The sequence below is a fragment of the Microcoleus sp. Pol12B5 genome (assembly GCF_036701335.1).
Lineage (GTDB): Bacteria > Cyanobacteriota > Cyanobacteriia > Cyanobacteriales > Microcoleaceae > Microcoleus.
The window spans coordinates 1-26,951 of the sequence record NZ_JAUBQQ010000080.1; the positions used below are offsets into that span (position 1 = coordinate 1).

General features: G+C 46.3%; 18 protein-coding genes and 1 pseudogene. 10 read left to right on the forward strand and 9 right to left on the reverse strand.

The annotated features are described in order from the left end of the window. Positions 1-292 precede the first annotated feature (292 nt). Entirely contained in the window at positions 293-2,587 is a 2,295-nt protein-coding gene (gene glgB / locus QUA24_RS23695) for a 1,4-alpha-glucan branching enzyme (protein ID WP_333232551.1), read from the reverse strand. 712 nt (positions 2,588-3,299) lie between these two features. Here glgB and QUA24_RS23700 point away from each other — a divergent pair. Beyond that, positions 3,300-3,551 carry a hypothetical protein gene (locus tag QUA24_RS23700; RefSeq protein ID WP_333232553.1) on the forward strand — a complete coding sequence of 84 codons (252 nt, stop codon included), beginning with the start codon at positions 3,300-3,302 and terminating at the stop codon, positions 3,549-3,551. A gap of 367 nt (positions 3,552-3,918) precedes the next feature. Here the strand turns inward: QUA24_RS23700 and QUA24_RS23705 are convergent, their stop codons facing one another. Next, positions 3,919-4,119: a serine protease gene (locus QUA24_RS23705; protein WP_333210036.1), complete on the reverse strand. Its 201-nt coding sequence runs from the start codon at positions 4,117-4,119 to the stop codon at positions 3,919-3,921. A gap of 337 nt (positions 4,120-4,456) precedes the next feature. Between QUA24_RS23705 and QUA24_RS23710 the strand changes: the two genes are divergently transcribed. After that, positions 4,457-5,032, forward strand: a complete 576-nt coding sequence (locus QUA24_RS23710; protein WP_333232554.1) for a hypothetical protein — start codon at positions 4,457-4,459, stop codon at positions 5,030-5,032. 292 nt (positions 5,033-5,324) lie between these two features. Then, complete coding sequence (locus QUA24_RS23715) at positions 5,325-7,253, forward strand: penicillin-binding protein 2 (protein ID WP_333232556.1); 1,929 nt, start codon at positions 5,325-5,327, stop codon at positions 7,251-7,253. A 212-nt stretch (positions 7,254-7,465) separates the two neighbouring features. On the opposite strand, the gene QUA24_RS23720 is transcribed toward QUA24_RS23715, so the two are convergent. Continuing rightward, positions 7,466-8,050, reverse strand: coding sequence for a transcriptional regulator (locus QUA24_RS23720; protein WP_333232558.1), 585 nt, complete (start codon positions 8,048-8,050; stop codon positions 7,466-7,468). A gap of 1,118 nt (positions 8,051-9,168) precedes the next feature. On the opposite strand from QUA24_RS23720, the pseudogene QUA24_RS23725 reads away from it, so the two are divergent. Next, positions 9,169-9,237, forward strand: a pseudogene (locus tag QUA24_RS23725) (cobalt-precorrin-6A reductase); the annotation flags it as partial. Between the two features lie 269 nt (positions 9,238-9,506). Beyond that, entirely contained in the window at positions 9,507-10,286 is a 780-nt protein-coding gene (locus tag QUA24_RS23730) for a calcium-binding protein (RefSeq protein ID WP_333232560.1), read from the forward strand. Positions 10,287-10,380: 94 nt separating this feature from the next. Here QUA24_RS23730 and QUA24_RS23735 read toward each other — a convergent pair whose 3' ends face one another. Continuing rightward, positions 10,381-11,610 (reverse strand): CapA family protein, encoded by a 1,230-nt coding sequence (locus QUA24_RS23735; protein ID WP_333232561.1) that lies wholly within the window; start codon positions 11,608-11,610, stop codon positions 10,381-10,383. Between the two features lie 63 nt (positions 11,611-11,673). Between QUA24_RS23735 and QUA24_RS23740 the strand changes: the two genes are divergently transcribed. Both QUA24_RS23740 and QUA24_RS23745 read left to right on the forward strand, forming a co-directional pair. Further along, positions 11,674-12,651, forward strand: coding sequence for a hypothetical protein (locus QUA24_RS23740; RefSeq protein WP_333232564.1), 978 nt, complete (start codon positions 11,674-11,676; stop codon positions 12,649-12,651). A gap of 78 nt (positions 12,652-12,729) precedes the next feature. Continuing rightward, positions 12,730-13,164, forward strand: coding sequence for a Uma2 family endonuclease (locus QUA24_RS23745; protein WP_333232566.1), 435 nt, complete (start codon positions 12,730-12,732; stop codon positions 13,162-13,164). A gap of 238 nt (positions 13,165-13,402) precedes the next feature. On the opposite strand, the gene QUA24_RS23750 is transcribed toward QUA24_RS23745, so the two are convergent. The 3 genes from QUA24_RS23750 to QUA24_RS23760 all read right to left on the reverse strand — a co-directional run bounded on the left by QUA24_RS23750 (position 13,403) and on the right by QUA24_RS23760 (position 17,528). After that, positions 13,403-13,798 carry an SH3 domain-containing protein gene (locus tag QUA24_RS23750; RefSeq protein WP_333232567.1) on the reverse strand — a complete coding sequence of 132 codons (396 nt, stop codon included), beginning with the start codon at positions 13,796-13,798 and terminating at the stop codon, positions 13,403-13,405. Between the two features lie 81 nt (positions 13,799-13,879). Further along, positions 13,880-15,673, reverse strand: coding sequence for an N-acetylmuramoyl-L-alanine amidase (locus tag QUA24_RS23755; RefSeq protein ID WP_333232569.1), 1,794 nt, complete (start codon positions 15,671-15,673; stop codon positions 13,880-13,882). Between the two features lie 169 nt (positions 15,674-15,842). Continuing rightward, on the reverse strand, positions 15,843-17,528 hold the full coding sequence (locus QUA24_RS23760) for an NAD-binding protein (protein WP_333232571.1): 1,686 nt from the start codon (positions 17,526-17,528) through the stop codon (positions 15,843-15,845). Between the two features lie 577 nt (positions 17,529-18,105). Between QUA24_RS23760 and QUA24_RS23765 the strand changes: the two genes are divergently transcribed. Continuing rightward, the gene (locus tag QUA24_RS23765) at positions 18,106-18,717 is read left to right on the forward strand and encodes a COP23 domain-containing protein (RefSeq protein WP_333232572.1); all 612 of its coding nucleotides are present in this window, start codon (positions 18,106-18,108) and stop codon (positions 18,715-18,717) included. Positions 18,718-18,806: 89 nt separating this feature from the next. Here QUA24_RS23765 and bchH read toward each other — a convergent pair whose 3' ends face one another. Beyond that, positions 18,807-22,619 (reverse strand): magnesium chelatase subunit H, encoded by a 3,813-nt coding sequence (gene bchH, locus QUA24_RS23770; protein WP_333232574.1) that lies wholly within the window; start codon positions 22,617-22,619, stop codon positions 18,807-18,809. Between the two features lie 212 nt (positions 22,620-22,831). Between bchH and cobJ the strand changes: the two genes are divergently transcribed. Together cobJ and QUA24_RS23780 are read left to right on the forward strand one after the other, a co-directional pair. Further along, positions 22,832-24,586 (forward strand): precorrin-3B C(17)-methyltransferase, encoded by a 1,755-nt coding sequence (cobJ, locus tag QUA24_RS23775; protein WP_333232576.1) that lies wholly within the window; start codon positions 22,832-22,834, stop codon positions 24,584-24,586. A 525-nt stretch (positions 24,587-25,111) separates the two neighbouring features. Next, on the forward strand, positions 25,112-25,897 hold the full coding sequence (locus QUA24_RS23780) for a hypothetical protein (protein WP_333232578.1): 786 nt from the start codon (positions 25,112-25,114) through the stop codon (positions 25,895-25,897). 160 nt (positions 25,898-26,057) lie between these two features. Here the strand turns inward: QUA24_RS23780 and QUA24_RS23785 are convergent, their stop codons facing one another. Continuing rightward, the gene (locus QUA24_RS23785) at positions 26,058-26,819 is read right to left on the reverse strand and encodes a nucleotidyltransferase domain-containing protein (protein ID WP_333232580.1); all 762 of its coding nucleotides are present in this window, start codon (positions 26,817-26,819) and stop codon (positions 26,058-26,060) included. Positions 26,820-26,951 lie beyond the last annotated feature (132 nt).

Below are 26,951 nucleotides of genomic sequence, written 5' to 3' on the forward strand. Positions count from 1 at the left end.
ATATTCTTTGGAGGTGGAACAGTTAATGAAGTTAACTCCTTCTAAACGCCGCTTTTATCAACAAGGTATGCGGGCTGCAACCCTTATACAGTCTATCTCGTAGACCTCTTTGTCACCCCCCCAGAAACGCCTTAAATCCGAAGAAAGCGAATCCGTTGCAGAACTTCCTTTTTTCGCAACAACAAAACAGAAAAAACCCGGTTTGTCCAAGAAACCGGGTTTCTAAATACCCTCAAATTTTTAGGTTTAATAAAGTTTTGATGTTTAACTCAAAACTCTCATGACTCACAACTTAAAACTGTTGAGATTTTGCTGTTGTTTTTGCCCGATCGAGCTTTAAGATCAAGACCCCCAAAGGTGGCAAACACAAGTCGATCGAATAAGCACTGTTGTGGAACCACCACTCCTCAGTCCACTTGCCCCCCAAATTCCCCATATTGCTACCGCCGTATTCCCGCGCGTCGCTGTTAAACAACTCCGTATAGAAACCTGGTTCCGGCACTCCTACGCGATAGTGAGAGTGCGGCTGCGGCGTAAAATTGCACACCGTCACCACAAACTCGTCGCCATCCTTCTCTCGGCGCACAAATGCCACGACACTGTGTCGGTTGTCACTGCAATCAATCCACTCAAACCCATCCTCAGCAAAATCTTGACTGTAAAGTGCCGTTTCGCTGCGGTACAAATTGTTCAAATCTTTAAAAAACAGCTTCAACTTTTGGTGCGGCTCGAATTGCAGCAAACGCCACTCCAAATCCCCCCAAACGTTCCACTCTTGCCACTGGCCGAACTCCATCCCCATAAAGATCGTTTTCTTTCCGGGATGAGCAAACATAAAAGTAAACAAACACCGCACGTTTGCAAACTTTTGCCATTCGTCCCCTGGCATTTTCCCGATGATGTGGGCTTTGCCGTGGACTACCTCATCGTGGGACAAAGCCAGCATGAAATTCTCGCTGTGGTTGTACCACATACTGAAAGTTATGTTGTTCTGGTGGAACTGGCGGAACCACGGGTCCATGTGGTAATAGTCGAGCATATCGTGCATCCAACCCATGTTCCACTTCAGGTTGAAACCCAAACCCCCCACATAGGTCGGCCAAGATACCATCGGCCAAGAGGTAGATTCTTCGGCGATCGACAACGCACCTGGGAAATAGCTAAAAATGACGTGATTCGCCTGTCGTAGAAAATCTGCCGCCTCGATATTTTCCCGACCCCCGTACTGGTTGGTCAGCCATTCTCCCGGTTCGCGGCAGTAATCCAAATAAAGCATCGAGGCTACGGCATCTACCCGAATCCCATCGATGTGGTACTTGTCAAACCAGAACAGAGCGTTTGATACTAGGAAATTCCGTACTTCGTTGCGCCCGTAGTTAAATACTAGAGTTCCCCACTCTTTGTGTTCGCCCTTGCGGGAGTCGGCGTGTTCGTACAAGTGAGTTCCGTCAAAGAAAGCCAAGCCGTGACCGTCTTTGGGGAAATGTCCCGGTACCCAGTCCACCAGTACACCAATGCCGTTGGCGTGGCACTGGTCAACAAAATACATGAAATCTTCAGGTTTGCCGTAGCGGGAAGTTGGGGCGAAATAGCCGGTTACTTGGTAGCCCCAAGAACCATCGAAAGGATGTTCGGCGATGGGCAGCATTTCGATGTGAGTGAATCCCAAATCTTTGACGTAGGGTATCAGCCTATCGGCTAATTCCCGGTAAGTCAGAAAGCGCGCCCCGGGATTGAGTTCCGAAACCTGCACGGGGGGTTCTATTTCCCCATTTGGTAGCACGGCGGGTTCGTCAGTAGCCGCGTGCAGCCAAGAACCGATGTGGCATTCGTAAACCGAAATCGGCTGCGTCAGTGGGTCTGTGTGTCGCCGCTTTTCGATCCAAGCGCTGTCGTGCCAAGTATACGTGTCTAAGTCGGTGACAATTGATGCTGTTTTCGGCCGCACTTCTTGCTGGAAACCGTAAGGATCGGACTTTTCGTAGGGATGTCCGTCTTGGTTTTTCACTTCGTATTTGTAGGAAGTTCCCACGGATAGTCCCGGAATAAATAATTCCCAGATGCCGTTTTGCGACTTCCGCATTTGATGTTTGCGGCCGTCCCAATAGTTAAAATCTCCTAAAACAGAGACGTTGCGGGCATTCGGAGCCCAAACAGCAAAATATACTCCTGTGATGCCGCCTACTTCGGTGAGGTGCGCCCCGAGTTTTTCATAAATGCGGTGGTGATTGCCTTCTGAGAATAGGTGCTGGTCGAATTCTGTGAGTTTGGGTGATCGAAAGGCGTAGGGATCATAGATGAAGCGCTCGTGTTCCCCTTCTTTGACCCGCAATTGATAGTTTGCTAGTTCTGGGGTGTCGATCGTACATTCAAAAAAGTGAGGGTGATGTTCTGATTTCATCGGGTATTCGGCCCTGGCCTCCGGCAAAACTACGGATACCGCATCCGCATTCGGCAGATAAGCTCGGACGACCCAGACTTTTTTGCCATTTTCTTCGATCGCGTGAGGGCCTAGCACTTCAAATGGATCGTGGTGCTGATTCCAAACAATTCGGTCAATCTGTTCAAAGGGGACGGTCGCGGGCATAAAACTACTTACCTCAATCTTTTAACTAAATGGCTTTCAAAACCTAGAGCGGCGCTGCACTTTACATTTGGATACATTTTTGATCGCTGATCCTACCACTGATTAGCATGATCTTGACTGCTGCAGCTCCAGCGCGCGCCCTTGCACACACGGCAGGCTGTTGCCTTGCCGGCGGCAGAGCTGGGGTTTTGCTGCTAACATCTAAGTATAGAAATATTAAAACAAATTGAAAAATTTATATTTTTCCGAAATATCCTTGACTTATTATTTAATATGTGATATGAGAAATTTTCAAACTATTGTCGATTTGCCGCGACAGGAGGGTCAATCCTGTAAGTGTGGGGCAGCAGTTAATAGTTTACTTGGAATTTTCAGGTAGGGAGGATAGCCTGATCGATAGACTTTCAGATTCTGGAGGCTGGGTTTCCCCACAAAGTCCGTGAATTTGGGCAATACACTCAAACAGCCAAGGATGCTTAACTCGGTATTGAGGAATCAAAGCTAAAGCACTCAGCATGGCGACAGCAGCAAGCAATATCTGCCATCCTCAAGGAATTGCCTACCAAACTAGCACCATCCTACCAGCGACGGTGCAATAGGTTTAAAGCAGCACTGAGGCGCAACTGGAGCGAGTTTTGCCGAGGCAGGGTTAATACCGAACTGGTACGGCGCCAATTGAATCACTAAACTTGCTCAAAACAGACGACTCGATGTGCTTGACCGCACAGACGCGAAACTCGTAGTCAACAAATCAAGTAGCAATGCCGATGCTGTCATCGAGCCAGTTTTCGACGAGCATCCAAGTCTCTGCTTGCTTTCCTCTCGTCTGTGGGAACAGTTGCGGGGAAGGCAAGGGAGACTGGATAGAGTGGAAAATTTGCGTCGAGTCTCGCTTGCCTCCGGTGGATATTCAGTTGAGGCAGCAGCAGTGGCAATGTCCTCAAACATCCTGTCACAGGTTTGAGTTTCAAGACCTGCAGGCAGGGAGTCATTCGATTTGAGATTTGAGATTGACACCACGGATTTATCCGTGGGCTTGAGGATGCAAGGTTTTTGGATTTGGGATTGATTCCACGGATAAATCACGTGGCGGGTACCATCAAGCAATTATTGGTCAAATTTTCTAGTTGAAAGGGAATGTTTTTGTAACGCAGCGAATCAGCGGACTTTGCTGCAGTAACGGGACGTACTGAACTTTAGTAGTAAAAGCATCAGACAATCACTACCACCCAACTTGAGACCTAGACCGATGAGATGAAAAAATGCGAGGAGCGAACCATTTTTCACCCCGAGGCTAGGCTCGTTGGGTACCGACTCGGATAGAGCCCTTGTTAGGGCTTTTTAGGAGTAGGGGCAGGGCTAGTAGTTGGAGTGGCCTTTGGAGATGGAGAAGAAGCAGCAGGAGGAGTAGTAGTAGTAGTGCCAGGTCCGCCCGGAGAAGGGCTGGTGGGGCTGGTGGTCTCACCTCCGCAGGCGCCGAGGGCGGCGGCCAAGCCCACTACCAAAGTCAAACGAATTAATCCCTTGTTCATAAAAACTCCTTAACATTGAAAACCCATCGCAAGGAAGGGAATAGTGTACTTGAGAAACAATGCTGGCACGAATAGCTCAACGATTCGCTCGTTGATTACAATACTGCATTTATTAATAAATTTCACATAGATTATCGCTAACCAGCAAAGATTTCTTTTTTTTGGCAAATCCTGAAGTCAAAGAGACCAGTGGTAGGATGGGTTGGTTGGCTTGTGAGGTATCCTTGGTAAGGATAACCGATCAAACGCAGATAGCCACCACTGGCGATCTCGGAGACAAAAAACTTTTAACCTCAATCAAGCTGAAGCTACCCCACTTTACGTATTGGTGAACTCTATGACCGCTGCTATCAGATCCCCCGATTCTCCCCGCTCCCGATCGACCCGCAAGCCCGCTGCTGGCGCTGCCAAAAGCAAAGTTACTTCTATTGCCAAAGCTAGGCGGGCGAAGACAGGGCCGGTATTGCCCAACTACTCGCCAGTAGATGAAGAGGCTCAGACTCGATCGTCCGCATCAGTGCTGAAAGTCTTGCCCAATCGCCAGCAGCAGCCAGTGTGGTTACGATCGCTCCTGCAGGCACAGCGCGCCTCCTCAGTGGTAGCGCTTATGCTTTTGGGCGGTGCTCTGAGTCTCTACGGCTTGACAGTTTACGGCGAGCAGCGCTGGAGTCAGGAGTATCAAAAACTGGAAACTCTGCGCCTCCGGGAACAGCAATTGAGTGCTTCTAGCGAAGTCTTGAAACACCAACTTGCTAAAGAAGCCCAAAATTCCGAAACCGGTTTGGTTCCACAGAATCCTGGGGACACGATTTTCTTGCAGCCTGCCCCTGAAACTCGATCGCCCGTTGCGGCACCAAATTCTGAGCCCGCTCTCAAGAGTCGAGCCGGTGTGGAAACACCGCTGGGCTATTAAACCTGTGTCAAAGCGGAGAGCGCCCGAGGGCCTGAGTGTCCGAGGGCTTGAGAATTGGAGGATCTAATTTCCTTTTTGACTTTTTTGCAAGTCGCGATCGATTTTCTGCTTCCCGCCGTAAGTTACAGATTAAAAATAATTAAGACCACTTCAAAAAATAGAATGCAACTGTAGGTGATCCAAACCCTGATAGGGAATGCTCATTCCCAAGTCGTGAATTTTATCTTTTAAGATTTAAGTTATAAATTCTAAATTCTAAAACGCTCTAACTTGCTATTGAATTTTTAATGCCATGAGCTACGACCCCCGTTTTGACCGCTACAGATCGCCGAATTTTAAACGCAAAAAACAGGCGGGCGATTCCCTACGGGATAGCTTCGCCGCGCGTACTGGGTGGGAAAAAACAGCCAAACCTAGATATTCCGGCAGTTTCGGCCGATCGCCACAACAGACGGCTGCATCTTGGGGGCGACCGGTGGAGCGTTTAAAGCGCAGCAAGTTCCGTTTGTGGGCGGTGTGGGCGGTGTTGATGCTGGGGGGGCTGGGGCTGGCTGTGAATTTGTTTTATTTGCAGGTGACGCGAGCTCCGGCGCTGCGTAAACAGGCCGAGCAGCAGCAAACTCTCAAAACGAAGCCCTTTGTACCAAGACGCCCGATAATTGACCGCGCAGAAAATGTTTTGGCGATCGACAGACAGGTGTACACGCTCTACGCTCACCCGAAGTTGTTTAACCACTCGAAGGCGGAAATTGCTGCTAAGTTGGCTCCGATGCTGGCGATCGAACTGACTCCGGGCACTACGTCGGAAACTGAATTGATACGCAGGTTTAATCTTGCTGAAAGCGGTATTACAATTGCGGAGTCTCTGCCTCAAGAGGTTGCCGATCGCGTCGCTGGGATGCAAATTAAAGAGAGTCTGGTCGATGGCTTGGAGTTGCTGCGGCAGCAACAGCGTTTTTACCCGCAGCAGGAATTGGCGGCGGATATCCTCGGTTATGTGGACGGGGAACGGAAGGGACAAGCCGGGGTGGAATACAGCCAGCAGAATTTGTTGGAACGATCGATGCCGTCGATTCAGTTTAGCAGGTCGAGCAATGGGAATTGGGTTCCCGATCGGCTGACGGCGGGATTTGTACAGCTTGATGACTTGAAATTGCAATTGACGATCGACATTCGCTTGCAGCGGGCTGCCCGAAGTGCCCTCAAGGAAAAAATGAAGCAACACGATGCGAAGCGGGGCACAGTGATTGTGATGGATGCCCGTAACGGGGAATTGCTGTCAGTTGTGGCGGAACCTTCTTATGACCCGAATCAATATTTTAATTTCGATTTGTCGCGCTATAAAAATTGGGCTGTCACTGATGTTTATGAGCCTGGTTCGACTTTTAAAGCGATTAATGTGGCGATCGCTCTGGAAGCGGGTGCGGTGAAACCTAATACTGTGTTTAACGATGAAGGTCGGATTTATATGAATCCCTGGACCATCCAAAATTCCGATTACCAAAGAGCAGGCGCGCGCGGCCCTTCGACTGTTACTGAGATTTTGAAACATTCTAGTAATGTGGGGATGGTGCACATCATGAGAACCATGAAACCTTCTCTTTACTATCAAGCTTTAGAAAAACTCGGACTCGGACAAACTGCGGGAACTGATTTGCCTTTTGAAGTAAGCAGTCAACTTAAAAATCGAGAGCAATTTATTAACTCTCCGGTGGAAGTTGCTACTACGGCCTTTGGGCAAGGTTTTTCGATTACTCCGATGCAGTTGGTGCAGCTTAACGGCGCTTTGGCTAATGGTGGCAAGTTAGTGACTCCTCACGTTGTGCGGGGACTTTTTGATAGGGAAGGTGAAGCTTATTGGAAGCTTCCGAGGGCGGTTCCAAAGCAGGTTTTTTCGCCGGAAACTACTAAGCAAGTATTAGAAATGATGGAAACTGTGGTTGATGGTGGTACGGGGAAAGCTGCACAAATTCCTGGGTATCGGATTGCTGGAAAAACAGGCACGGCTCAAAAAGCTAATGCTGGTGGGGGTTATTCTAAGAACGCGATTATTACTAGCTTTGTGGGGATAATGCCTGTGGAGGCTCCTCGGTATGTGGTGCTGGCGGTGATTGATGAGCCTAATCAGGGTTCTTCGGGGGGTACGGTGGCGGCGCCGATTGTGGAGTCGGTGATGGAGGCGCTGATTTCTATTGAGAAGATTGCGCCGAGTAAGAAGTAGTTGATTATATCTGAGATGTGGCGTCAGAAATTGACATCGAATATAGCTATCGACAACAAGGCGATGGAGGAGACGGCAATGCCGTTTCCCTACCCCCAACATAATTCATCGGGTGATAGGATGTAAGCATCGCCCAATTTGTAGGAAAACGGCACTGCCGTGTCCAGATTTCGGGTAATATCGTTTTCCCTGACGCACCCTACATCAGTGACTCAGTAACAATATCTTTTGTTTTCGTTGGGTTTTGATTGTCGTTTGGAGGTGCGTTTATGTCCTAAAAGAGTGGAGATGATGATGCAGCGTTGGCTGTTTCTTAAGTTGGGATGATATAGTGTTAGGGTTCCTTTGGCTCTTATACTCGTTAGCGTGCAGTCATGGTCGCTTCGAGATACGGGGCAACCTCTGTGGTTGAACATGACGCGCCGGATTGTGCCGTTTTCTTTTTGCTCGTTGTTTTCATTTACTGGAAGTAGTGTTGTTTCATATCCTCCTTTGTCGTTTATAACTGTATCTATTTGAATTTGCGGTTCTAGGTTTTTCCATTGACTGCCTGGTATTTGGGCTGGGGGAACGTCGGCTGGGTGAACGGCTATGTGTACATTTTCTCCTACTTGTTTGAAGCTGGCTTGCCATGAAATTTTGTCGCGTTTGGCGTTGCTGTGGGCAAGTTCCATTGCCCAATAAGCTCGATCGAGCGATAGCTTTAAACGGTGGTTGTTGATAAACATGAGCCAAGAGGGGGCAACGATCGCACAAAATATTCCTATGATTAAAAGAATTATCAATAGCTCAATCATTGTAAAACCTGCAGCAGGTGTAGTGGCTCTGCCTTTAAGCGTTTTATTTATTGACACGTAGATGAACTCCCTGATATTTAGCTTGCCAAAAAAACAGCTAGGAAGAGCTATTTTTTTTATTGGCTATATTTTAACTTTGGGTTTGGGAAGTGTGTAGATCGGTATTTACTGAAAATTTATGCGACTTTAAAAAAAACTGGGGGTAAGGACAGGGTAAGCGCATCTAATTTTGTATAAAATTTGACAGATTTTTTGCACTTGATATAGAAAAAACTCAAAAAATCGTTTTAACTGAACTTAATTTCCTTCTCTTGCATTATTAGTTGCAAAAAGCAGTATTTAAAACTACATTTTGCCGACTCACTAAAATTTGAGAATGTTTGAGAACGCAAAAACAAGTTGATTTTAGCTCTGCTCCTTGCCACAAAACTAATATCTTTGACCTATTTTAGCAGTAAAGGCAATTTGTCTGTATCGTAAGTAACCACTTAAGATGCGCTTACCCTGGGGGTAAGGAAACGGCAGTCAGGAAACGGTAGTGCGGTTTTCCTACAGCAATCTTGTCGATCGCCCGATCGCATCAGAGCCCGAAGGTATGTAGGGAGAATCTCAATTTCTAGCTTGCCTGCTTTCATTGAGATACTCCCGACTTGCCGGGAGTCAAGGTGGAAACTTGTACTCAACTTGAGAGACAAATTTACTTTCGACGCTCGTGTTTTAGCGTCAAGAATAGTTTGTCCTCACTGTGAGAATTATACAGAAGAACTCCATCAGAATCTTGCGGAGTCCAGGGCGATCGCGCGATCGGATATAACGACTCCCCGGTTAATGGTAGGAAAACGGCAGTGCGGTGTCCTAATTTCGGGTAACGGGTAAAATCAACCGGATCGGATGTAACGATCGCCCGATTTGTAGGGAAACGGCACTGCCGTACCGCGATTTCGGGTAATATCGTTTTCCCTGACGCACCCTAGATCAGTGACTATTTGGTTTTTGATGGGGGCGATCGATCCTCCTGCACTAAATACTCCTATACCTAACGGTAAATTGTTATTAGCAAGGGACTTTTTATATTGGAATACGAGCGGCAATTACTATTAAAATAGCTGAGTGATATAATTGTTAGTAAAAACAGCGGAGGATCTGCTAGTTATGCTAAAGTTGTTGCGGCTAGAGAACTGGGAATTCCGGTGGTGATGGTGCAGCGCCAGCAGATTCCCGATGTTGAGCAGGTTGCTGATGTGGAAGGGGAGATTGATGAGCTCATTCAGCAGTTGAGTTCCCTAAAATGAGTGTCACTCAAACAAGCGACTGGTCGAAAATTTTCAAAATAGTTAAAGTAGATATAACTGATTAAGGGAGAGCGATCGCGCTCTTAGATTTTGCCATCCCACCTTGATGGCAATTTCGCTCGCACAATTTGCGCTCCCGACTAGCAATTTCAGGAACTAAAACAATGGTTATCACTGGAACTGAAGAAACAGACAGCTTGAAAGGCACCCCAGAATATGATGTCATATACGGCTTAGCAGGGGATTATTCTCTAGTCGGCTTGGGCGGAAACGACTTTCTGTACGGTGGCGAAGATGACGATACACTCTATGGCGGTTTTGGCAACGACCAACTATTTGGTGAAAATGGCGATGACTTCCTCGACGGTGGCTATGGATACGACCAATTAAATGGGGGTAGCGGTAATGACGAACTGCGGGGCGGGTATGCGGATGACATCCTAATTGGAGGTAGCGGAAACGATAAATTAGACGGCGAGTTTGGAGATGATTTTCTCATCGGCGGCACGGAAAATGATTCTCTTTACGGCGGCGATGGAAACGACATCCTAACTGATAGTGGCGTAGGCCGCGATGGCAGCGACTATTTAGATGGCGGTAGCGGAAATGACCGAATAATTGCTTACGGTTACGGGGCGGAAATTGATGCAGATACACTGATTGGCGGGACAGGATTGGATACCTTCGTTCTCGGTGCGCCCGGTCAGGCTTTCTACAATGTTGGCGGCGATGCTGACTACGCATTAATTACTGATTATCTGCCCTTTGCAGACACAATTCAACTGCAAGGAAGTGCGTCTGACTACCTCTTAGATGGCTCTCCAATTCAGGGAATTTCTGGCACGGCTATTTACCGAGAACAAAATTCAAATTACGAATTAATTGCCGTTTTGCAGGACAGATTTTTAACTCAGAGTGCTCTAGGTTTGTTCAGTTACGTGTAGAAAAATCTTCTCAAAAATAAGTGGTAGGTGGAATAGATTAAGTATCCAACCTAAAACCTAAAACTTAGATAGACTGCTATTCAGTCCCCCCGGCTTAAGGGAGGGATTTCTTATTATCTGGGGGTTTATTTAAAGAGTTAAGATGATTGTTCATATCCTGCAAATATTTTAATAAAATTGGATATTGCGAAGTTGCTAAGAGTGGATCTCTTTTACCGGTGACAGTTTTTGCTAGGGGCAAAACGCGGTAGTTGAATTTGTTGTTCAAGCTGTAGCGGTGCACCCAAGTAGGATGTGTTTTTACCTCTGTAATTTCTGTGGTTTTTTCGGGAAATTTTTTGCGAATATTTACTTGCAAAATTACGCCTAAGTCTGTATATTTTCTATTCTGACCGGAAATGAAGTTTCCCATTGAATAAATTGCTACAGCTTTGCGGGTTTTGCCATTTTTTCGGGGAAAGTTAAAAATTTTGTAAGGTTGAACGACGTGGGGATGGCTGCCGAGAATGATGTCGGCACCAGCTTTTAATAGGTTTTCAACTAATTGTTTTTGTTGGGGGTTTGGCTGTCGCTGATATTCGTCGCCAAAATGCAGGGAAATTGCGATAATATCTGCTCCTTGTTTGCGGGCTTTGGCAATGTCTTTGACTATCTTTTTTTCGTCGATTAGGGAAACTAAGTAATCTTTGCCTTTGGGTATGGGAATGCCGTTTGTGCCGTAGGTGTAGGCTAGCTTGGCTAATGAAATGTTGTTTTTGGTGCTGATTAAAGTGCGTGAAGCTGCGGCGGCTGATGTGGCTGTTCCTGTGGAAGCAATTTTGCGATCGCTCAGATTGGCGATCGTCCTAATTACTCCTTTTTCTCCACGGTCTAAAGCATGATTATTCGCGGTTGTCAAGATATTAAATCCGGCTTTTTTAGCAGCATCCGCTAATTGAGCCGGTGCGTTAAATAGCGGATATCCCGTATATCCGCCCGCATCTTCGCCCGCTAAAGGTGTTTCGAGATTTCCGATGACCCAATCACCTGTTGATAGGATACTTTGAACTGGTGCGAAGAAAGTGTCAAAATTGTATGTTTTATTTTTTGCGTCGTAGCCCGATCGCGTTTGGGTACTGTGCATCATAATGTCACCGACAGCAATTAGTTTTGCTTCTTTGATCTCAGACTTTGGTTGGGCGGGAACAGGGGCTGCAATTGGCGATGGCGTCCCGCCCCGCAAGCTACGACTTTCTGTAGGCTGTGTGTTGGTTTGTGGCGTTTGAATATTGCAGCCTGCGATCGAAAGCATGGCAATTAGCGAGAGCAACCGACGAAAATTCATGATTTTTGAGAGTGATTTGTCGGCTTATATGGTATCATAATTAATTCAGTTACGGCTAAATAGATGAAAAAAAACTATCTAATTATTGCCTTTATTGTTTTTGTATTAATTACGGGTTTTGGTGTTTTAACTTACGCTCAAACTTCCAGCAATAGACCTTTTGAATTTGCCTTGATTGGCGATTTGCCCTACAGTGCCGAACAGGAAAAACAATTTCCGAGTTTGATTGCAGATATCAATCGATCGCCCGCAGCGTTTGTAGTCCACGACGGCGACATTAAAAACGGTTCTAGTGTCTGCGATGATGCAACTTTTGTCAGCCGCAAGCAGTTATTTGACAATTTTGAGATGCCGTTTATTCTTGCGTATGGCGATAATGAATGGACGGATTGCCACCGATCAAAAAACGGCAGTTACGATCCAGTAGAAAGACTCGCTAAACTGCGGGAAATTTTCAACCAGGGTAATCAAAGTTTGGGAAAGCGCACCTTAACTCTCACCCGTCAAAGCGAAAACCCGCAGTTTGCTAAATTCCGCGAAAATGTTCGCTGGATTTATCGTGGCGTTGTGTTTTTGGCGATTAATATGCCGGGAAGCAACAACAATTTTGGCCGTACTCCCGAAGCAGATGCAGAATATGCCGATCGCAATTGGGCTAACTTAGCCTGGATCAAAGAATGTTTTGCTTTAGCCAAACGCAGCAACAGCAAAGGAATTGTGTTAGTTGCACAGGCAAATCCGGGATTTGAACTCGATCCGACGGACAAAAGAAGAAGCGGTTACAACGATTTTATCGCAACTCTGGAAACAGAAACAGGCAATTTCCCAGGGCAGGTTGTATTCGTCCACGGCGATACTCACTATTTCCGCATCGATAAACCTTTACCCCATTTTACCGATGAGACTCAACTACCGAGAATGAAAAATTTTACTAGAGTTGAAACTTTTGGTTCTCCCAACGTGCATTGGTTGCGGGTTTTTTATGATCCGGAAAATCCTAATTTGTTTGAGTTTAAGCAGCAGATTGTTCCGAAAAATTAGGCGAGGTAACACAATTTTTGTGCAAGGCAAATATTTTTTTGCTTACATTGAAGATAGGTAGAATTGAGGAATTTATTTATGGCAATCGCAACTGGGCGCCTCACGCTGGAAGAATTTATGAAACTGCCAGAAACCAAACCGGCTAGCGAATATATTGAGGGGGAGATTATCCAAAAACCGCTGCCGAAAATAAAGCACAGCCTATTGCAGTCCAAAGCCTGCAACGAAATTAATCAGGTGACGGAAACTCCCAAGATAGCTTATGCTTTTCCAGGGTTGCGGTGTACCTTTGGCGGTCGCTCGATTGTTCCAGATAGTGCCGTACTATTATGGGAACAGATTCAATTTGATGACACCGGCGAACCAGTGGATGATGTGCGAATTGCACCGTATTGGGTGATCGAAATCCTGTCGCCACAGCAAAGCTCAAATCGGGTTACTAGAAAAATTATTCACTGTCTGCAACATAATTGTCAGTTGGGGTGGCTAGTCGATCCAGAGGATCGATTTTAGCGTTTTTGCCCAACCAAAAACCGCAATTCTGTGAAGGTAGCGATGTCCTTCCTGTGCCGGAAATGATTCCCCTGAATATCACTGCCGAACAGATGTTTAGCTGGTTGAGAATGCAACAATGAATCAGGGCGTGATCCTTTTTTGTACCACTTTTAAAAATTTCCTGGTGTGGTTTGTAGTGAGGACTTTAGTTTTCATCTCAACTAAGGACTGAAATCCTTACTACAAACCAAATTCCCTATTGCCGCCACCTGTCAAATTGGTCTTCGGAACAGCCATTAATAAATTGATTGCTTACCCAACCGTCAAGGATTGTCAAAGTTTCATTAGGAGGATTACCCGAAAATCTGGCCGCAATTTTCACCCAATTACCTTGTCTGCTGACAGCTCTAACTCCGTCTCCTCTTTTGAGTTTAGCTACAACCGCGTACTTATTGCCTGGGCCTTTGCGAATGTTAACAGCGCCACCTTCACCTGTAATAAATGAGCATTGAGTTTGCTTTTTTAAAGCTTCTGCTTTTGCGGGAGCCAGGCTTTGCTGCTTGCCGAAAACAGGAAAGCTGTAAAGCGAGAAGCTAAAACTTGCAACGACTGCTGCAATAAAAAAGGCTTTTGATTGAGTAAAAATTAGCATTATTTCATTTCCTTGGATTGGCTGAACTGAAGTCCTGACTATAATTTTTTTGAGAATGACTTCAGTCCTTACTACTAACTATTATTTGACCGAGGCAAACCATTCGGTAACACCTTGGGCGATCGCCTCAGCTAATTTTCTTTGTTCTGTCGGATTCACAATCCATTCAAACTCTTCGGGATTGATCATAAATCCCAATTCCATTAAAACAGATGGAGTAACGGCAGGACGAGTCATGGCTAAGTTGTTCCAGAATACACCATAGCTCGGACGGTTCAACTTGGCAACTAAATAATTGTGCAAAAACATTGCCAAACTGTGCGCTTGCGGGTGAAACCAGAAAGCGGCGACGCCTTTAGTCTTAATGGCATCGCCGTTATCCGGCAAAGCATTGTAGTGAATTGAAATTGCGATCGCAGGTTCTTCTTTTTGAATCATTGCCACCCTCGGTGGCAAATCCAAATCGACATCTTCTACCCGCGTCATTACCACATTCGCGCCCCGATTTACCAATTCCTGTTGCACCAATTTCGACACTGTTAAAGATACTGTTTTTTCCCTAATTCCCACTGGACTCACAGCACCTCCATCCTCTGGCCCGCCGTGTCCAGGATCGATGAGAATCTTAATTCCCGACAGCGGCTTTGCTTGCGACACAGGTATCATGCTTGTATTCGCCGGCGGGTTTTTTAAAGACAGCACTAAAGTTGTGCCCTCGTATCTCAATTTATAGCCCCACTGCTGGGCAGATTTGAGATTAAAAGTATATTGTACTTGCAGTGGCGCGATTTGTTGCCATTCTAAACGTGAAATTACTGGGTCATCCGAGAGGCGAATAATGTCAGTTTGAGCGGTAGTATTGTACAGGGTTAAAGTGAAAGTGCGTTCTCCTTCCTGCACGGTGACTGGGACGGGTGTTTCTAAGGGAAATAACACCTCTGTCCAGCCGGAAACTTGACGCGAGCTGGCGCTGCGAATAATCGATCGCGGAGGCACTGTATCCTTGACAATTCGCACTTCCGATGCTTTTATCCAAGCACCGTAATCGAGTCTGATCCATTCTCCCTCGCGCCCAATAATTGTTGCTCGCGTTCCCTTCGGCAGCGGTGTCATCCGAGAAAAATCTGTACTCGCTCCGGTTCTGACAACACCAGGATCTGCTGTCACTTCGGCTATTTCTAAGTCAACCGGAGAAAGAATAGAAATCTTGCCAGTACCCTGTTGGCTGATAGTTTTATCGTTCATTGTTAGTTTAAACGATGGCACGCCTAAATCAACTGTTTCTCCCTTAGATGAGAGGGCGTTGTCAGGGGTTTTACCGCAGCCTTGATACTGTTGGCTGCCGCCTTTATTGATCGGGGAATTTGCGTCTAAAAGTACAGATGCGTTGTCGGGTAGTTCCACTTGCGATCGCGCTTTTAAAGGAATAGTAACTCCCGCCAATTTTACCGAAACTTGAGCATTCGCAGGTGCGATCGCCCCAAAGCAAATATATTCCCCCGGCAAACTCGCGACATCGACTTTCGGCGTCAGGGAATCTTTAGCAAAAGCCAATCCTACAGGAGCTACTGGCTGATTCGACTCGCGCGTCACCTTAATTTTGACTTCCTGATTGTCGTAACGCAATGTAAAGACATTTTCGCCGAGTTGCAGCGGAAAAGTCGGGGCGAAATGCCCGGATGCGGTGCGCGAAATTTGGTTGCCATTTACTAACACTTGTCCCGGTGCGGGCGCTGTGCCGATTAAAAAGATGCGATCGGCTGTAGTTTTGTGGTTAACGGGAGGATAAGCGACGAACAAAGGTTGAGCGGCGACAGCTACAGAGGCGATCGCAATTATCAGACCAAACACACATAATGCTAAAAATTTTCTCATTCTATATCGCAACTAATTGAGAGTTTGTTGATTATTTATACTAGAACTTGCCCTAAGAAACCGGATTTCAGAGGATTAGTCGTAAGTCTTATTTACTAGACAGAGACCATTTTATCAGGTTTGTAGTTGCAATTGAGCGATCGGCAATATAAATTCCCGCGTCAAACCATTAAGTTTTAATTAGTTCAGAGGTCGTTCTCCACAGTTGCTCCAACCGATTCGCAGGCATCGTCAAATACAAAACATCCCCCGCACTCAGACAACAATTCAGCAAATCCCAGCCGTGAATAGTTTGACCCTTAGTTTCGGCATACAGAGGCACAAAATCCGCAGACTTAGCAGCATCTTGAATACGGTGGCCACAGAAAGGATGGTTTGGCGTAATCAATGTGGCCAAGCAAACCCATAGACTATCAGCAGTCATTCCGTTGCCCAAAATTCTGCCTCCAATCGCCGCCGCCGCGAAAGCAGGAGCCGCCAATTCCGTCGGGTTCAAAACTCCTTCAAACTCAAAAACTTGCTGCACCATTAAAGCAAAATGTGGATCTTGGTTGCGGACAATAACTGATAGTTTTGGTGCCAATCCTTTAGCGCTCAAGGCAATTTCGACATTAGACATATCGCTGCTAGTTACCGCTAAAAGTGCTGCCGCTTGCTTAACATTAGCAGCTTCCAAAGTTGCGGGCAAACTAGCACTTCCCTGAATGACCGGAATTTTCATTGAGCGAGCCGTGTTCAGAAACCGGCAGTTTGGATCTTGCTCGATCGCCACAATATCGTAACCGTTAGTGTGCAGTTCTTTAGCAATTTGGATGCCAATTCCTCCGAGTCCGCAGATAATGTAATGATGGCGCTGCGGAACTCGCGCCACATCCCAATATTCGGTAAAGCGAGTTCCCAATACATAATCGTTGAGCAGTGCGTAGCAGAGGCCGATGATGCCGGCTCCAACTAACATCATGACAATTGTAAATAGTTTAATGCTTTCGGGAGCTTGTTCGGCTACTTTTTCATGGCCTCCTGCTCCGGTAATCATCCCTACTGAAAAATAGAGAGAATCGACAATTGAGATATGCTCGTCAACACAAATATAGGTGGCAGTAGCAACGGCAATCATGGCCAGCAGTGCCAGTACCACAATTACTGCTGCTTGGCTGTGCTGCTGAAATCTGTGCAGCTTAGTTAATGTTTTGAGCAGTTTTTGAGCTAAAGTTTTTTGGGTGCTGCGGATAGTCGGCTGAGTGGCAACAATTAGCCGATCGCCCTGCTGACACTGCCGATCTGCAAGCACCGCCGATACTAAATCAGTTTTGTCAGCAGCCGGGAGATAATAAATCAACATTCGCGATCGATCGTCCCACAAATCGCTCAGCTTGCGATTTTTCCAAGGATGTGTTTCATCGATATATTCTTCGTGAATCGCCCAAGTGCGATCGAACAAACGCAACTGCCCGATCGCCTGATTTCCGAGAGCCGCAAAGGCAAAAACCGGAGCCGCCAACGATGAAACGCTCATGGAAGTGTGATCGGGCAAAGTGTGGTCAATTCTGTCGCCCAAGCTAGTATTGAACAATCTGTTGATGATGCGAATCTGAGGATTGAGAATCCTCGCTTGCATCAAAATTGCCAAATTTACAGCATCATCGTCTCCTGCAATTACTAAAGTGTGAGCGTTTTGAATGCCTGCCGCCAACAAGGTAGAAGCTGCTTGCAAATTGCCGACAACCACATCAGAAGTTTCGCCGCGAATTGGGCGATCGCTAATACCAACCACAATCGCTCCTTGCTGTCTCAACAAACAAAAAATCTTGTGTCCCGTGTGCCCCAACCCGCAAACAATGATTCGAGGTTTCATAAAAAGTTATTTGCCAGCCTATTTCCGAGCTGTCCTTTGTAGTTTTACTTACCATTGTTGACTGTCGTGGCTTTGTAGAATGTAGCTAAAAACACTATCTATGATACTTGTGCCACAGTCTCGAAGTGTTGGAAACAAAGCAAAAGCTGTGCCGTGTTCCTAAAGCCACCTTCCCAAGTGTTGAAATAAAGACACCACACTGCCATGTACCTACAGACATGAGATGCAACTAACCTGATTTAATATTTGAAAAATATCCGGGTGCGACAGCCAACCAGCAGAATTTGAATAGGTAGGGACAGCACACTGGCTATTAGTCACAACTTAACGTCAAACCGACCGTCTCTCTTGTTTGTATCGGAGTCTAGATCCCCCCTAACCCCCCTTAATAAGGGGGGGACAGGAGGCTTCTCAAAGTCCCCCTTATTAAGGGGGATTTAGGGGGATCGAGACTCGTCGGGTATAAACAAGAGATACATAAGGTTTTCAGTCTTAAATTGACACCAATAGATACTGCCCTGTTCCTACAACTATGACTTCCTACATAAATTTAACTGCCTTAGCGGCAGGAGTTATTATGAAATTGACTGCACCCTTATTAGCATCCGCTTTAGTGTTCGCCGGTACTGTCGCCTTTGCCAGCCAAGTACAAGCTGCTCCAACGAGCAACTGGAATAACACTAGAACAACATTTCAGTGCGTTACTTCCGGTCGTAATTTTGTCACAATTGCGCGGCGGGGAAATGTCACAACAGATCCAATGATTCTGTGGAAATCTACCGAGTTCGGCCGCGAATATACACCTTGGCAGCGCTGTCAAATTGTTTCCAATAGATTGACCAAAGCTGTTGCCCAGAATGGCGGAAGATTGAGCAACTTGCAGTTAACAACAGGAATTGTTAATAACTTGCCCGTAGTTTGTTATGTGAACGGACGGGGGCGCTGCAACTCTCAAAATCTGCTGTTCACCCTAGACAAGCGCAATGCTAAAAATCCCGGTGATGCTTTAACGAGATTGATTAATTTTGCCCAAGACGGCAGCGGGCCCGTGACAACTTTCAGAACCGGAGGTCAATCGTCTGCACCGCAGTTTGTCCCCTTTGGAGATATGGTCGATCGAGCTTTTAATTCTCCAAACAATAAACCGTCCGTTCCTGTAGCAAAACCGCAGGGCGATCGGGGGATTTAATAGCCACGCCTCTAACTTGCACCTGACAAATTTTGAAACTATTGTGGGGTGGGCTTCTAGCCCGCCCCTAAATATTTATATTAAAAACACTACACTGTCACCCCTTCAATTTTCTCATCTGTTAACTCGTACAACTCGCGCAACTGCTGCAACTTATCCGCATCCGGCAGCCAAAAACCTCGCCCGTTAGCCTCCAACATTCTGCCGACAATATTGCGAAAAGCTTCAGGATTGGCCTCCCGCAACTTCTTCGCCATCTCTTCATCTAAAGCATAAGTATCAGCCGCCTGATCGTAAACCCAACTATCAGTAAAATCAGCCGTTCCGCCCCAACCAATTAACGCCGTCATCCGCTGCGAAATTTCATAAGCGCCGCCCGAACCTTGATTTGCCATCGCGTTAGCCCACTTAGGATTTAGCAACTTAGTTCGATATTCCAAGCGCAGCAAATCTTCTAAATTGCGCGGAGTTGTATCCTGAGAAAAACTTTCTACAAAACTCGTGTTAACCTTTTTGCCGCGCTGCTTTTCTGCGGCTTTCTTCAAACCGCCAGTATTCGCATAATACTCTTGAATATCAGTCAAACCGTATTCCACAGAATCAATTTCTTGAATTATGCGATCGCACCCTTGCAACAACTGAGTCAAAACCTCCGGCCTCGCTTCCCCCTTATCCTTCCTCCCGTAACTAAAAACATTGCGACTTTCCCAAGTTTTCCCCAACTCATCCCCCGATTCCCAACTACCATCAACAACCCTATCATTAACCAAAGAACCAAAATCCCCAGCCGGATTAGAAAACAACCTCGCCGAATAATTATGCACACCTTTTACCTGCAAAATTAAAGCGTGTTTGCGAATAAAATTCTCCGATTCCGGTTCATCAGCATCCGCCGCCCGCACGAACAAATCATCCAACAATTCAATAATATTCACAAAGCTATCACGGAAAATCCCCGAAAGATTTCCCAACACATCTATCCGGGGATGACCGACATCAGCTAACGGTTTTAATTCATAGCGAACAATGCGGCCAGTACCTTCTTTCAGAGGTTCAGCCCCCACCAATTCCAGCAGAATTCCAATAGATTCGCCCCGCGTTTTAATCGCATCCAAACCCCACAACATCACCGCCACAGTCTCAGGATAACTCCCCTGTTCCTCAACGTGCTTCTCAATAATTTTCCGAGCAATTTCGCGCCCCCTTTCATAAGCCGCCGGAGAAGGCATCCGATAAGGGTCTAAAGCGTGAATATTCCTACCAGTTGGCAACACCCCAGCCCCATCCCGCAACAAATCTCCACCCGGTGCAGGCAGAATATATTCCCCATTCAAACCCCGCAAAAGATTAGTCAACTCATCCGTCGTTTGCAACAACAAATCCCGCACCAACAAACCCTCCTCAAAAACCCCATCTAACCCCTCTTGTGGCACAGGCATCTTGCCTGTGCTTGCTTGGGAAACAATTATTTTCACCTTTTCCTGTGATAACCTATCCCCAAAATAAGCCTCAAGATAAGAGGTCATTTCCTCAGAATTAGGGGGTTCCCCGAGAACGTGCAAACCCGAAGAAAACAAGCGACTTTCCACCACCTGCAAATACTCGTAAAGCTTCACCAGATAGCGGTTAAAAGCATCAGGACTGAACATTCCCACATTCTCAAAACTAAAAGCAATCCCCAACTCGCGAGCATCCTCAAACGGACAATCAGCCTCCAAACTGCTATCTAAAATTTTCTTACAAATAGCCTCTTTCAGCACATAATTTTTCGCCGTATCTTCCCGATATTCGGCAATCAAATCCCGCAAAGCCATCAATTCCTTGTACAAGCCCGCGCGGCCGTAGGGCGGCACGTTGTGAGAAATCAAAACACCGTAACCGCGCCGTTTTGCTAACATCGATTCCGAGGGATTGTTGGCAGCATAGATATAAAGATTCGGCAAACTTCCCAACAGAATATCCGACCAAGAATAGCCAGTATTTCCCAGAGGAGAACCGGGCAACCATTCAACAGTGCCGTGCATTCCGAAGTGAACCACAGCATCAGCTTGCAAATCATTTTGCAGCCACTTGTAAAAAGCGGCGTATTGAGGGTGAGGCGTCAAATCGCGATCGAACATTAAGCGCATCGGATCGCCCGAAATTCCCAGCGGCGGCTGCACACCTATCCAAACATTCCCCAGTTGAATGCCACCGATGTGAAACTCGTCGCCCTCTGTCTTAATGCCCGTACCCGTTAAAGATTGCCACTGCTTTTCGATACGGCTTGTTGACAAGTAGCCCAGCCATTTCTCCAGAGTTTTAACATTAACAGTATTGCCGTAAATTTCCTCCGTATCTGCGTTCATCCGCGTTAATCCGCCCCCATCTGCGGTTGCAGCATCATCCGCCTCTTTCACCCTGCGAATTAACTCCTCACCGTCAGCCGGAATTTCTCCAACTGTATAACCTGCTGCTTGAAGTTTGTGCAGGAAATTTAGCAGCGATTTCGGTACATTTAATAAAGCAGCCGTACCCGCCGCACCGTAACCGGGAGGAAACCCGTAGAGAATAATCGCAATTTTCCTTTCAGATGGCGGAGTTTGGCGTAGTTTCACCCAATTGTTAATTCTACTTGTCAGGCGTTTCGCGCGATCGGGCACCAGATAAATATCCTCACCCACCAAGCCGCCCAGGGGAACAGGATCGATCGCGCCATCCAACTCAGGCAAAGCATACAATACCACACTTTGCAAACCCCCAATCCCCTGACGAGTCCAAGAATGGATATCCTGAATCAGCAGAGGTGCGGACACAAAATAAGGTACATTTTTAGCAGTTAAAATGCGCTTAGCAACTTCCACCTGACGCCCACCTTCCATCGAACCAGCAGGCCCGCCAACCAAAGGAAAGCCAATAGTAGAAACAATCGCATCAACTTCCACAGCATCTTTAGAAAGCGAAAGAGTTTCAATATTGCCTTGTTTTCGGCGCGCAGTTTCATCAGCAGTTGTCATCCAATCCCGGACCGCCACATGGCCTTCAACGCCATTGATAAAAATCGGTAAAGGTACAATTCCTGCATCTTCAAAATAGCGAATTAATTGAGGAATATAAGGCTGCTTGGTGATAACGTGCTTGCGGTAAAGCAAGATGCCCACAACAGGGGATTTTACTCGATCTGAATTAGGGAAGCCATTGGTTTCAAATTGTGTGGAACGGGCATTTTTTCGGCCCCTAGCACTTTGATTACCGAGATACCAATCCAAATATTGCCGAGGCGATTCAAAATAACCATTATAATCGGGATGCAATAAACCCATGTTGGGAGTTTCCACAGGCGGCGGAATTTCTGCAACCTTCAGCCCCAAATACTTTTCGGAAATAATCCAAAACATCGAGACAACATTATCCGCACCACCCGCATTCCAGTAACCATAAATAATTAGCCAGTTTCGCAAATCCTGCACTTTTTGCATCGGCACATATTTTAATAACTTCGGCCCAACCTTCAAAAAGCTGATATAACCAGCCAGCTTATCTTCTTCTCGCCCGTTACTGAACTTATCCAGAATAAACTTAACAGGCTTCGGCATTCCCTTCGGTTTGTCGCCAATTTTAAAAGCGCCGATTTGAGTAAGACTCATCAATTCCAAAGCCGACTCAAAAACCAGGCGAATAGGGATATGTTGCACCCTTTCTCGCAGCCACATTACCGCATCGTAATCAAACAGCAAACTCCCGAAAAACACATCAGCATTAGAGAGGGCGGCTGCTACAGCGTCGGGTTCGTCTACGAGGGCCCGATCGCTAAAAACCCGTACTTCCAATCCCTGACACCCAGAAACAGCCAACTCGGCAGCTTTGCGGTACAAATCAGCATTAAAAGATTCAAACCCTGCAATTAAGACAATGCGTTTCACAGCCCAACCTCGTCGAAATATTTGCTTCTTTTAATGATAAACTAATCGCAGAGATTCACAGACAAGATGCCTGTGCCACTGACAGACAAAAAAAACAGATAAACTTCTGCTTTCTCTTACTTCGCGCCTTCGCGGTTCATCAACTATTTCTTATTGAAGTAAGAACCGATTAAAATAATCAAACCAATCCAAACACAGCCATATTTACAAACGTGAATCGAGTTCCTCCCGCAATTGTTATCTTAGGTCAAAACAGCCTGCCGATCGCCAAAAAAATCTCCGCACATTTCCCCGGTTCCCAGATTTACGGTTTAATCGATCGCACTTCCAACACAGACATCAACTTTAGCAACTTCGGCGAAACATTGCGGGAATTGTTTGCCACAGAAACCCCAATCATCGCCATCTGCGCCGCCGGAATAATCATCCGCACCCTCGCCCCGCTGCTGTCAGACAAACGCGCCGAACCGCCAGTTTTAGCCGTCGCCGAAGATGGAAGCGCTGTCGTACCCCTGCTGGGCGGTTTGCACGGCGTTAATGATTTGGCCAGAGAGATTGCAGCAGCCCTCGGCGTACAACCTGCAATTACCACTACCGGAGATATCCGGTTTCGCACCGCGCTGTTGAGTCCTCCCCAAGGCTATTATTTAGCGAATCCAGAGGACGCGAAGACTTTTATTTCAAATTTGCTCGCCGGGGCAAAAGTACGCCTAGAAGGGGCTGCAAGCTGGCTTTCGGAGAGCAATTTGCCAATCGCCCCCGATGCAAAATTGACCATCCGCGTCACCGAAAAAGCAATTGTGCCAACGCCAGATTGTTTAGTTTACCATCCGCAAATTGTGGCAGTTGCACTCACGAAGCTATCGAATATTGAGCCGGAAATAGCGGTTTCATTTGTCCAGCAAGCCTTGAAAAATGCAGGTTTAGCGCCAGCTTCTGTTGCGGGATTCTTTGCATTAAAAGATGAAATGGGAAATCCGGCACTTGAAGCAGTTTCACAATATTTTAAAGTCGCCGTCCGTTTTTTCAATCTATCCGAACTTGCCGAATTAGACTCAATTGAATTCATCGAAAATAAGGCCGCACAAATTGCCCTAACAGCAGCCGGTGCAAACAGTCACTTAATCGAGTCCGATCGCCCAAACGCACTGAATTGGGCGATCGCCCTGGCCGCCCAACCCTTTGATGCTAGGGCGATCGGAATTAGCCCCGGCAAACTGGCGATCGTCGGTACTGGCCCCGGAGGCGCACCCTGGATGTCCCCGGAAGTTAAGGAAATTCTGCGCGAAGCCACGGATTGGGTGGGTTACAAGTTCTATCTCGACTTAGCCGGAACCCTGCGTGAAGGACAAAAGCGGCACGATTCCGACAACCGCGAAGAGATCGATCGCGCCCGTTTTGCCCTAGATTTAGCAGCATCCGGCAAATCTGTTGCCGTGGTTTCGTCGGGAGATCCGGGTATTTTTGCGATGGCTGCAGCGGTGTTTGAGGCGATCGACCTTGATGCCAAACCCGAATGGCAAGGCATTGATATTCGGGTGGCACCGGGCATTTCAGCCATGCAGGCGGCCGCTGCTGCGATCGGAGCACCCCTCGGACACGATTTTTGCGTGATTTCGCTTTCGGATATTCTCAAGCCTTGGGAGGTCATTGAACAGCGGATTGCTGCTGCTGCTGCTGCCGATTTAGTTATGGCATTTTACAATCCCATCTCGAAACAGCGGATTTGGCAACTCGGAAGGGCGATCGAGATTTTGTTGCAAAGTCGCGATGCTAAAACCCCGGTCATATTGGGGCGAAACCTCGGCCGGCCCGGTCAATCTGTGCGGGTTTGCACCCTCGGCGAATTCCAGCCGCAAGACGCCGACATGAGAACTTTAGTTATTGTCGGTTCCAGTCAAACTCGGATTATTCCCCGCAAATATGGAGATGTTTGGGTTTACACGCCGCGCAGGTATGAAAAATAAGTAAAGCAGCAAAAACTTAGGAAATAAGCAATTGACAGACAGCTAATTGACTTTGACTAGGAGATATTTTGTTCTCGCTGGGGGGAGTCTAGGTTAACAAATGGCGGCAAATCACTCGATCGCGATCGACCTCTTATTTCCTCTCAGGGTTTTCACTCTCGATTAATGAGTGATGGCCTTTGATTACAGACATCCTCGGTACTGAGGGATCTCGGCTTCCTGAAGCCGAGTTTCTCTGGCAGATATCGATCAAATTTAGATATCGACTAAACCGTAGTAAGGATTTCAGCTTCTTTTTTGGAGATATCTAATTTACATCTCAGGAAACAAATTAATTTTATATAGCCAGAGTAAACTCTCCGGCGATCAATTTCGGCTAAATTCCTTAATCTGGCAGTAATCTTACAGTTAAAAAAAAAGAGCGCCTTCACCAGGATGAGTCTTCTCTATCTGTAGATATACCGAAAAAAGATTTTTTTTGATAGCATACCTTTAAATCAAGGTTAAGAGAAGGGTTAAGAGAACATGAAATTCCAAATTCCTCTAACTCCTGGAGCTGTAACCCAGTTTCTGCTGCGAGTGGTGGTCGGTCTAGTTGTACTATCTTTCTTAAGTCAGATGACTTTGTACTTCTTGCCGGAATACCCGTCTAGAGACTACTTCGCAAAGGCATTCAACGTTGATTACGAGCGGAACATTCCAACCTTATACTCATTTTTGGCATTGTTGTTTAGTTCTATCTTGCTGGGTGTCATCGCCCATGCGAAAAATTTGGATAGCTGTCGCTACAAGCATCACTGGAAAATTTTATCATTCATATTTTTATATATATCTTTAGACGAAATTGGTCAATTGCACGAAAAATTGGTTGACCCGATGCGAAACCTGCTAAATGCCACAGGGTTTCTTTACTTTACTTGGGTTGTGCCGATAGGTTTTATTGTAGCGATATTTCTCTTATCCTACATTAAGTTTCTGTTGCACCTTCCTGTATCTACAAAAAAATTGTTTGTTGTAGCCAGCGCTCTGTATATTGGAGGTGCATTCGGGGTGGAAATGCTAGGGGGATACCTCGCTTCTACAACGGGGATGGAGAATGTATCCTACGTGATAATAGCGACGATTGAAGAGTCATTAGAAATGGTGGGCATCGTTGTATTTATCCATGCCTTGATGTCATATATCAAGACATATTTAGGCGGGGTAAGTTGGAATATTTACATACAAGGAAAAAATACACAACCTACCGAGATACAAAATACTGGCATAGCTACCATTAGCGAACTAGCAAACAGAAAGCTATTAAAGTAAATCACTTGAAACTGGGTTTGATGGACGACGAAAATACTGCTTTTGGCTATTTAATCGCAATAAACAACCCGGTTTATCTGGTTCTGCGCTCTTCGGCGCCCCCCATTACTAATATGTAGGCTGCTTGCTGCACTAAACGACTAATTAGGCGTGAAATAGGTTAGTTCACAGATGACATCCTCACCTTTATCAGAAAATCGCTAAGAGCAACCTTTGCATGAGGATTTGACGGCAAATGACTTGTAAAACTTGCATCTTCTAATATATTAATTAGCCGATCGCGCTCTTGCTGATAAAATTCTATATCTGTATCTTCCAGCACAGATTTTTCCTCCCCAGCCAGCTTGCGCTCAATCAAATCAGGAATATACGACAACTGGAACTTATCATTAAGCTTCACCAAATTCGCCTCGACTTCCCCGGTTTGCATCAAGTGAATTCCAGCCAGCAACACCCGGTAAACGTACAGCAGCGGCTTAACCCGACGCGGGCGTTCTTTCTCAAACAGTTTCCATTGAGTTTTAGCAAAACCGAGATAGTGATGGCTGTGGTGCTTGGTTATGCAGTCAGAGGCAATAGCCTTTAATTCCTCGTGTTCCTTTGTACTGTAAACTATCAGCGGCGAATACAGTTGTTCTAGCACGTAGCCGTTGCGCTTCAACAGCAACTCAAAAAATTTCTTGATGTCGTGAGTTACTAAATCGAGTTGCATTCCCTCCCGAACTTCCGAAACTTCGATTGTTTCTTCTGCAGAAATCAGTCCAATTACTTTCGGTAGCGGTAAGATGTGTACTCCCCGCAAGTCGAAGTCAGAATCGGCGGAAGGAAAGCCGTATAAGTGCGAACCGCTGACAGTCGCAAACAACAGCGGGTAAGGTTGAACGGAGATAATTTGGGCGAGATTCGAGATATATTCTGTCATTTTTTCAACATTTTATCAATGCTAATTTCAATTCCGGTTAAACAATCGCAAATACCTGTAGATACTGTCTTGACCTGTCAAGGGGTAGCAGTCAAATAATTGGGGTCGAAAGGCTTTTGGGATTTTAAAATC

What these genes read in the sequence shown, in the direction of transcription:
- glgB (WP_333232551.1), bottom strand. Translation starts at nt 2,587, where the DNA reads ATGCCCGCGACCGTCCCCTTTGAACAGATTGACCGAATTGTTTGGAAT.
- QUA24_RS23705 (WP_333210036.1), bottom strand. Translation starts at nt 4,119, where the DNA reads ATGAACAAGGGATTAATTCGTTTGACTTTGGTAGTGGGCTTGGCCGCC.
- QUA24_RS23710 (WP_333232554.1), top strand. Translation starts at nt 4,457, where the DNA reads ATGACCGCTGCTATCAGATCCCCCGATTCTCCCCGCTCCCGATCGACC.
- QUA24_RS23715 (WP_333232556.1), top strand. Translation starts at nt 5,325, where the DNA reads ATGAGCTACGACCCCCGTTTTGACCGCTACAGATCGCCGAATTTTAAA.
- QUA24_RS23720 (WP_333232558.1), bottom strand. Translation starts at nt 8,050, where the DNA reads ATGATTGAGCTATTGATAATTCTTTTAATCATAGGAATATTTTGTGCG.
- QUA24_RS23730 (WP_333232560.1), top strand. Translation starts at nt 9,507, where the DNA reads ATGGTTATCACTGGAACTGAAGAAACAGACAGCTTGAAAGGCACCCCA.
- QUA24_RS23735 (WP_333232561.1), bottom strand. Translation starts at nt 11,610, where the DNA reads ATGAATTTTCGTCGGTTGCTCTCGCTAATTGCCATGCTTTCGATCGCA.
- QUA24_RS23740 (WP_333232564.1), top strand. Translation starts at nt 11,674, where the DNA reads ATGAAAAAAAACTATCTAATTATTGCCTTTATTGTTTTTGTATTAATT.
- QUA24_RS23745 (WP_333232566.1), top strand. Translation starts at nt 12,730, where the DNA reads ATGGCAATCGCAACTGGGCGCCTCACGCTGGAAGAATTTATGAAACTG.
- QUA24_RS23750 (WP_333232567.1), bottom strand. Translation starts at nt 13,798, where the DNA reads ATGCTAATTTTTACTCAATCAAAAGCCTTTTTTATTGCAGCAGTCGTT.
- QUA24_RS23755 (WP_333232569.1), bottom strand. Translation starts at nt 15,673, where the DNA reads ATGAGAAAATTTTTAGCATTATGTGTGTTTGGTCTGATAATTGCGATC.
- QUA24_RS23760 (WP_333232571.1), bottom strand. Translation starts at nt 17,528, where the DNA reads ATGAAACCTCGAATCATTGTTTGCGGGTTGGGGCACACGGGACACAAG.
- QUA24_RS23765 (WP_333232572.1), top strand. Translation starts at nt 18,106, where the DNA reads ATGAAATTGACTGCACCCTTATTAGCATCCGCTTTAGTGTTCGCCGGT.
- QUA24_RS23780 (WP_333232578.1), top strand. Translation starts at nt 25,112, where the DNA reads ATGAAATTCCAAATTCCTCTAACTCCTGGAGCTGTAACCCAGTTTCTG.
- QUA24_RS23785 (WP_333232580.1), bottom strand. Translation starts at nt 26,819, where the DNA reads ATGACAGAATATATCTCGAATCTCGCCCAAATTATCTCCGTTCAACCT.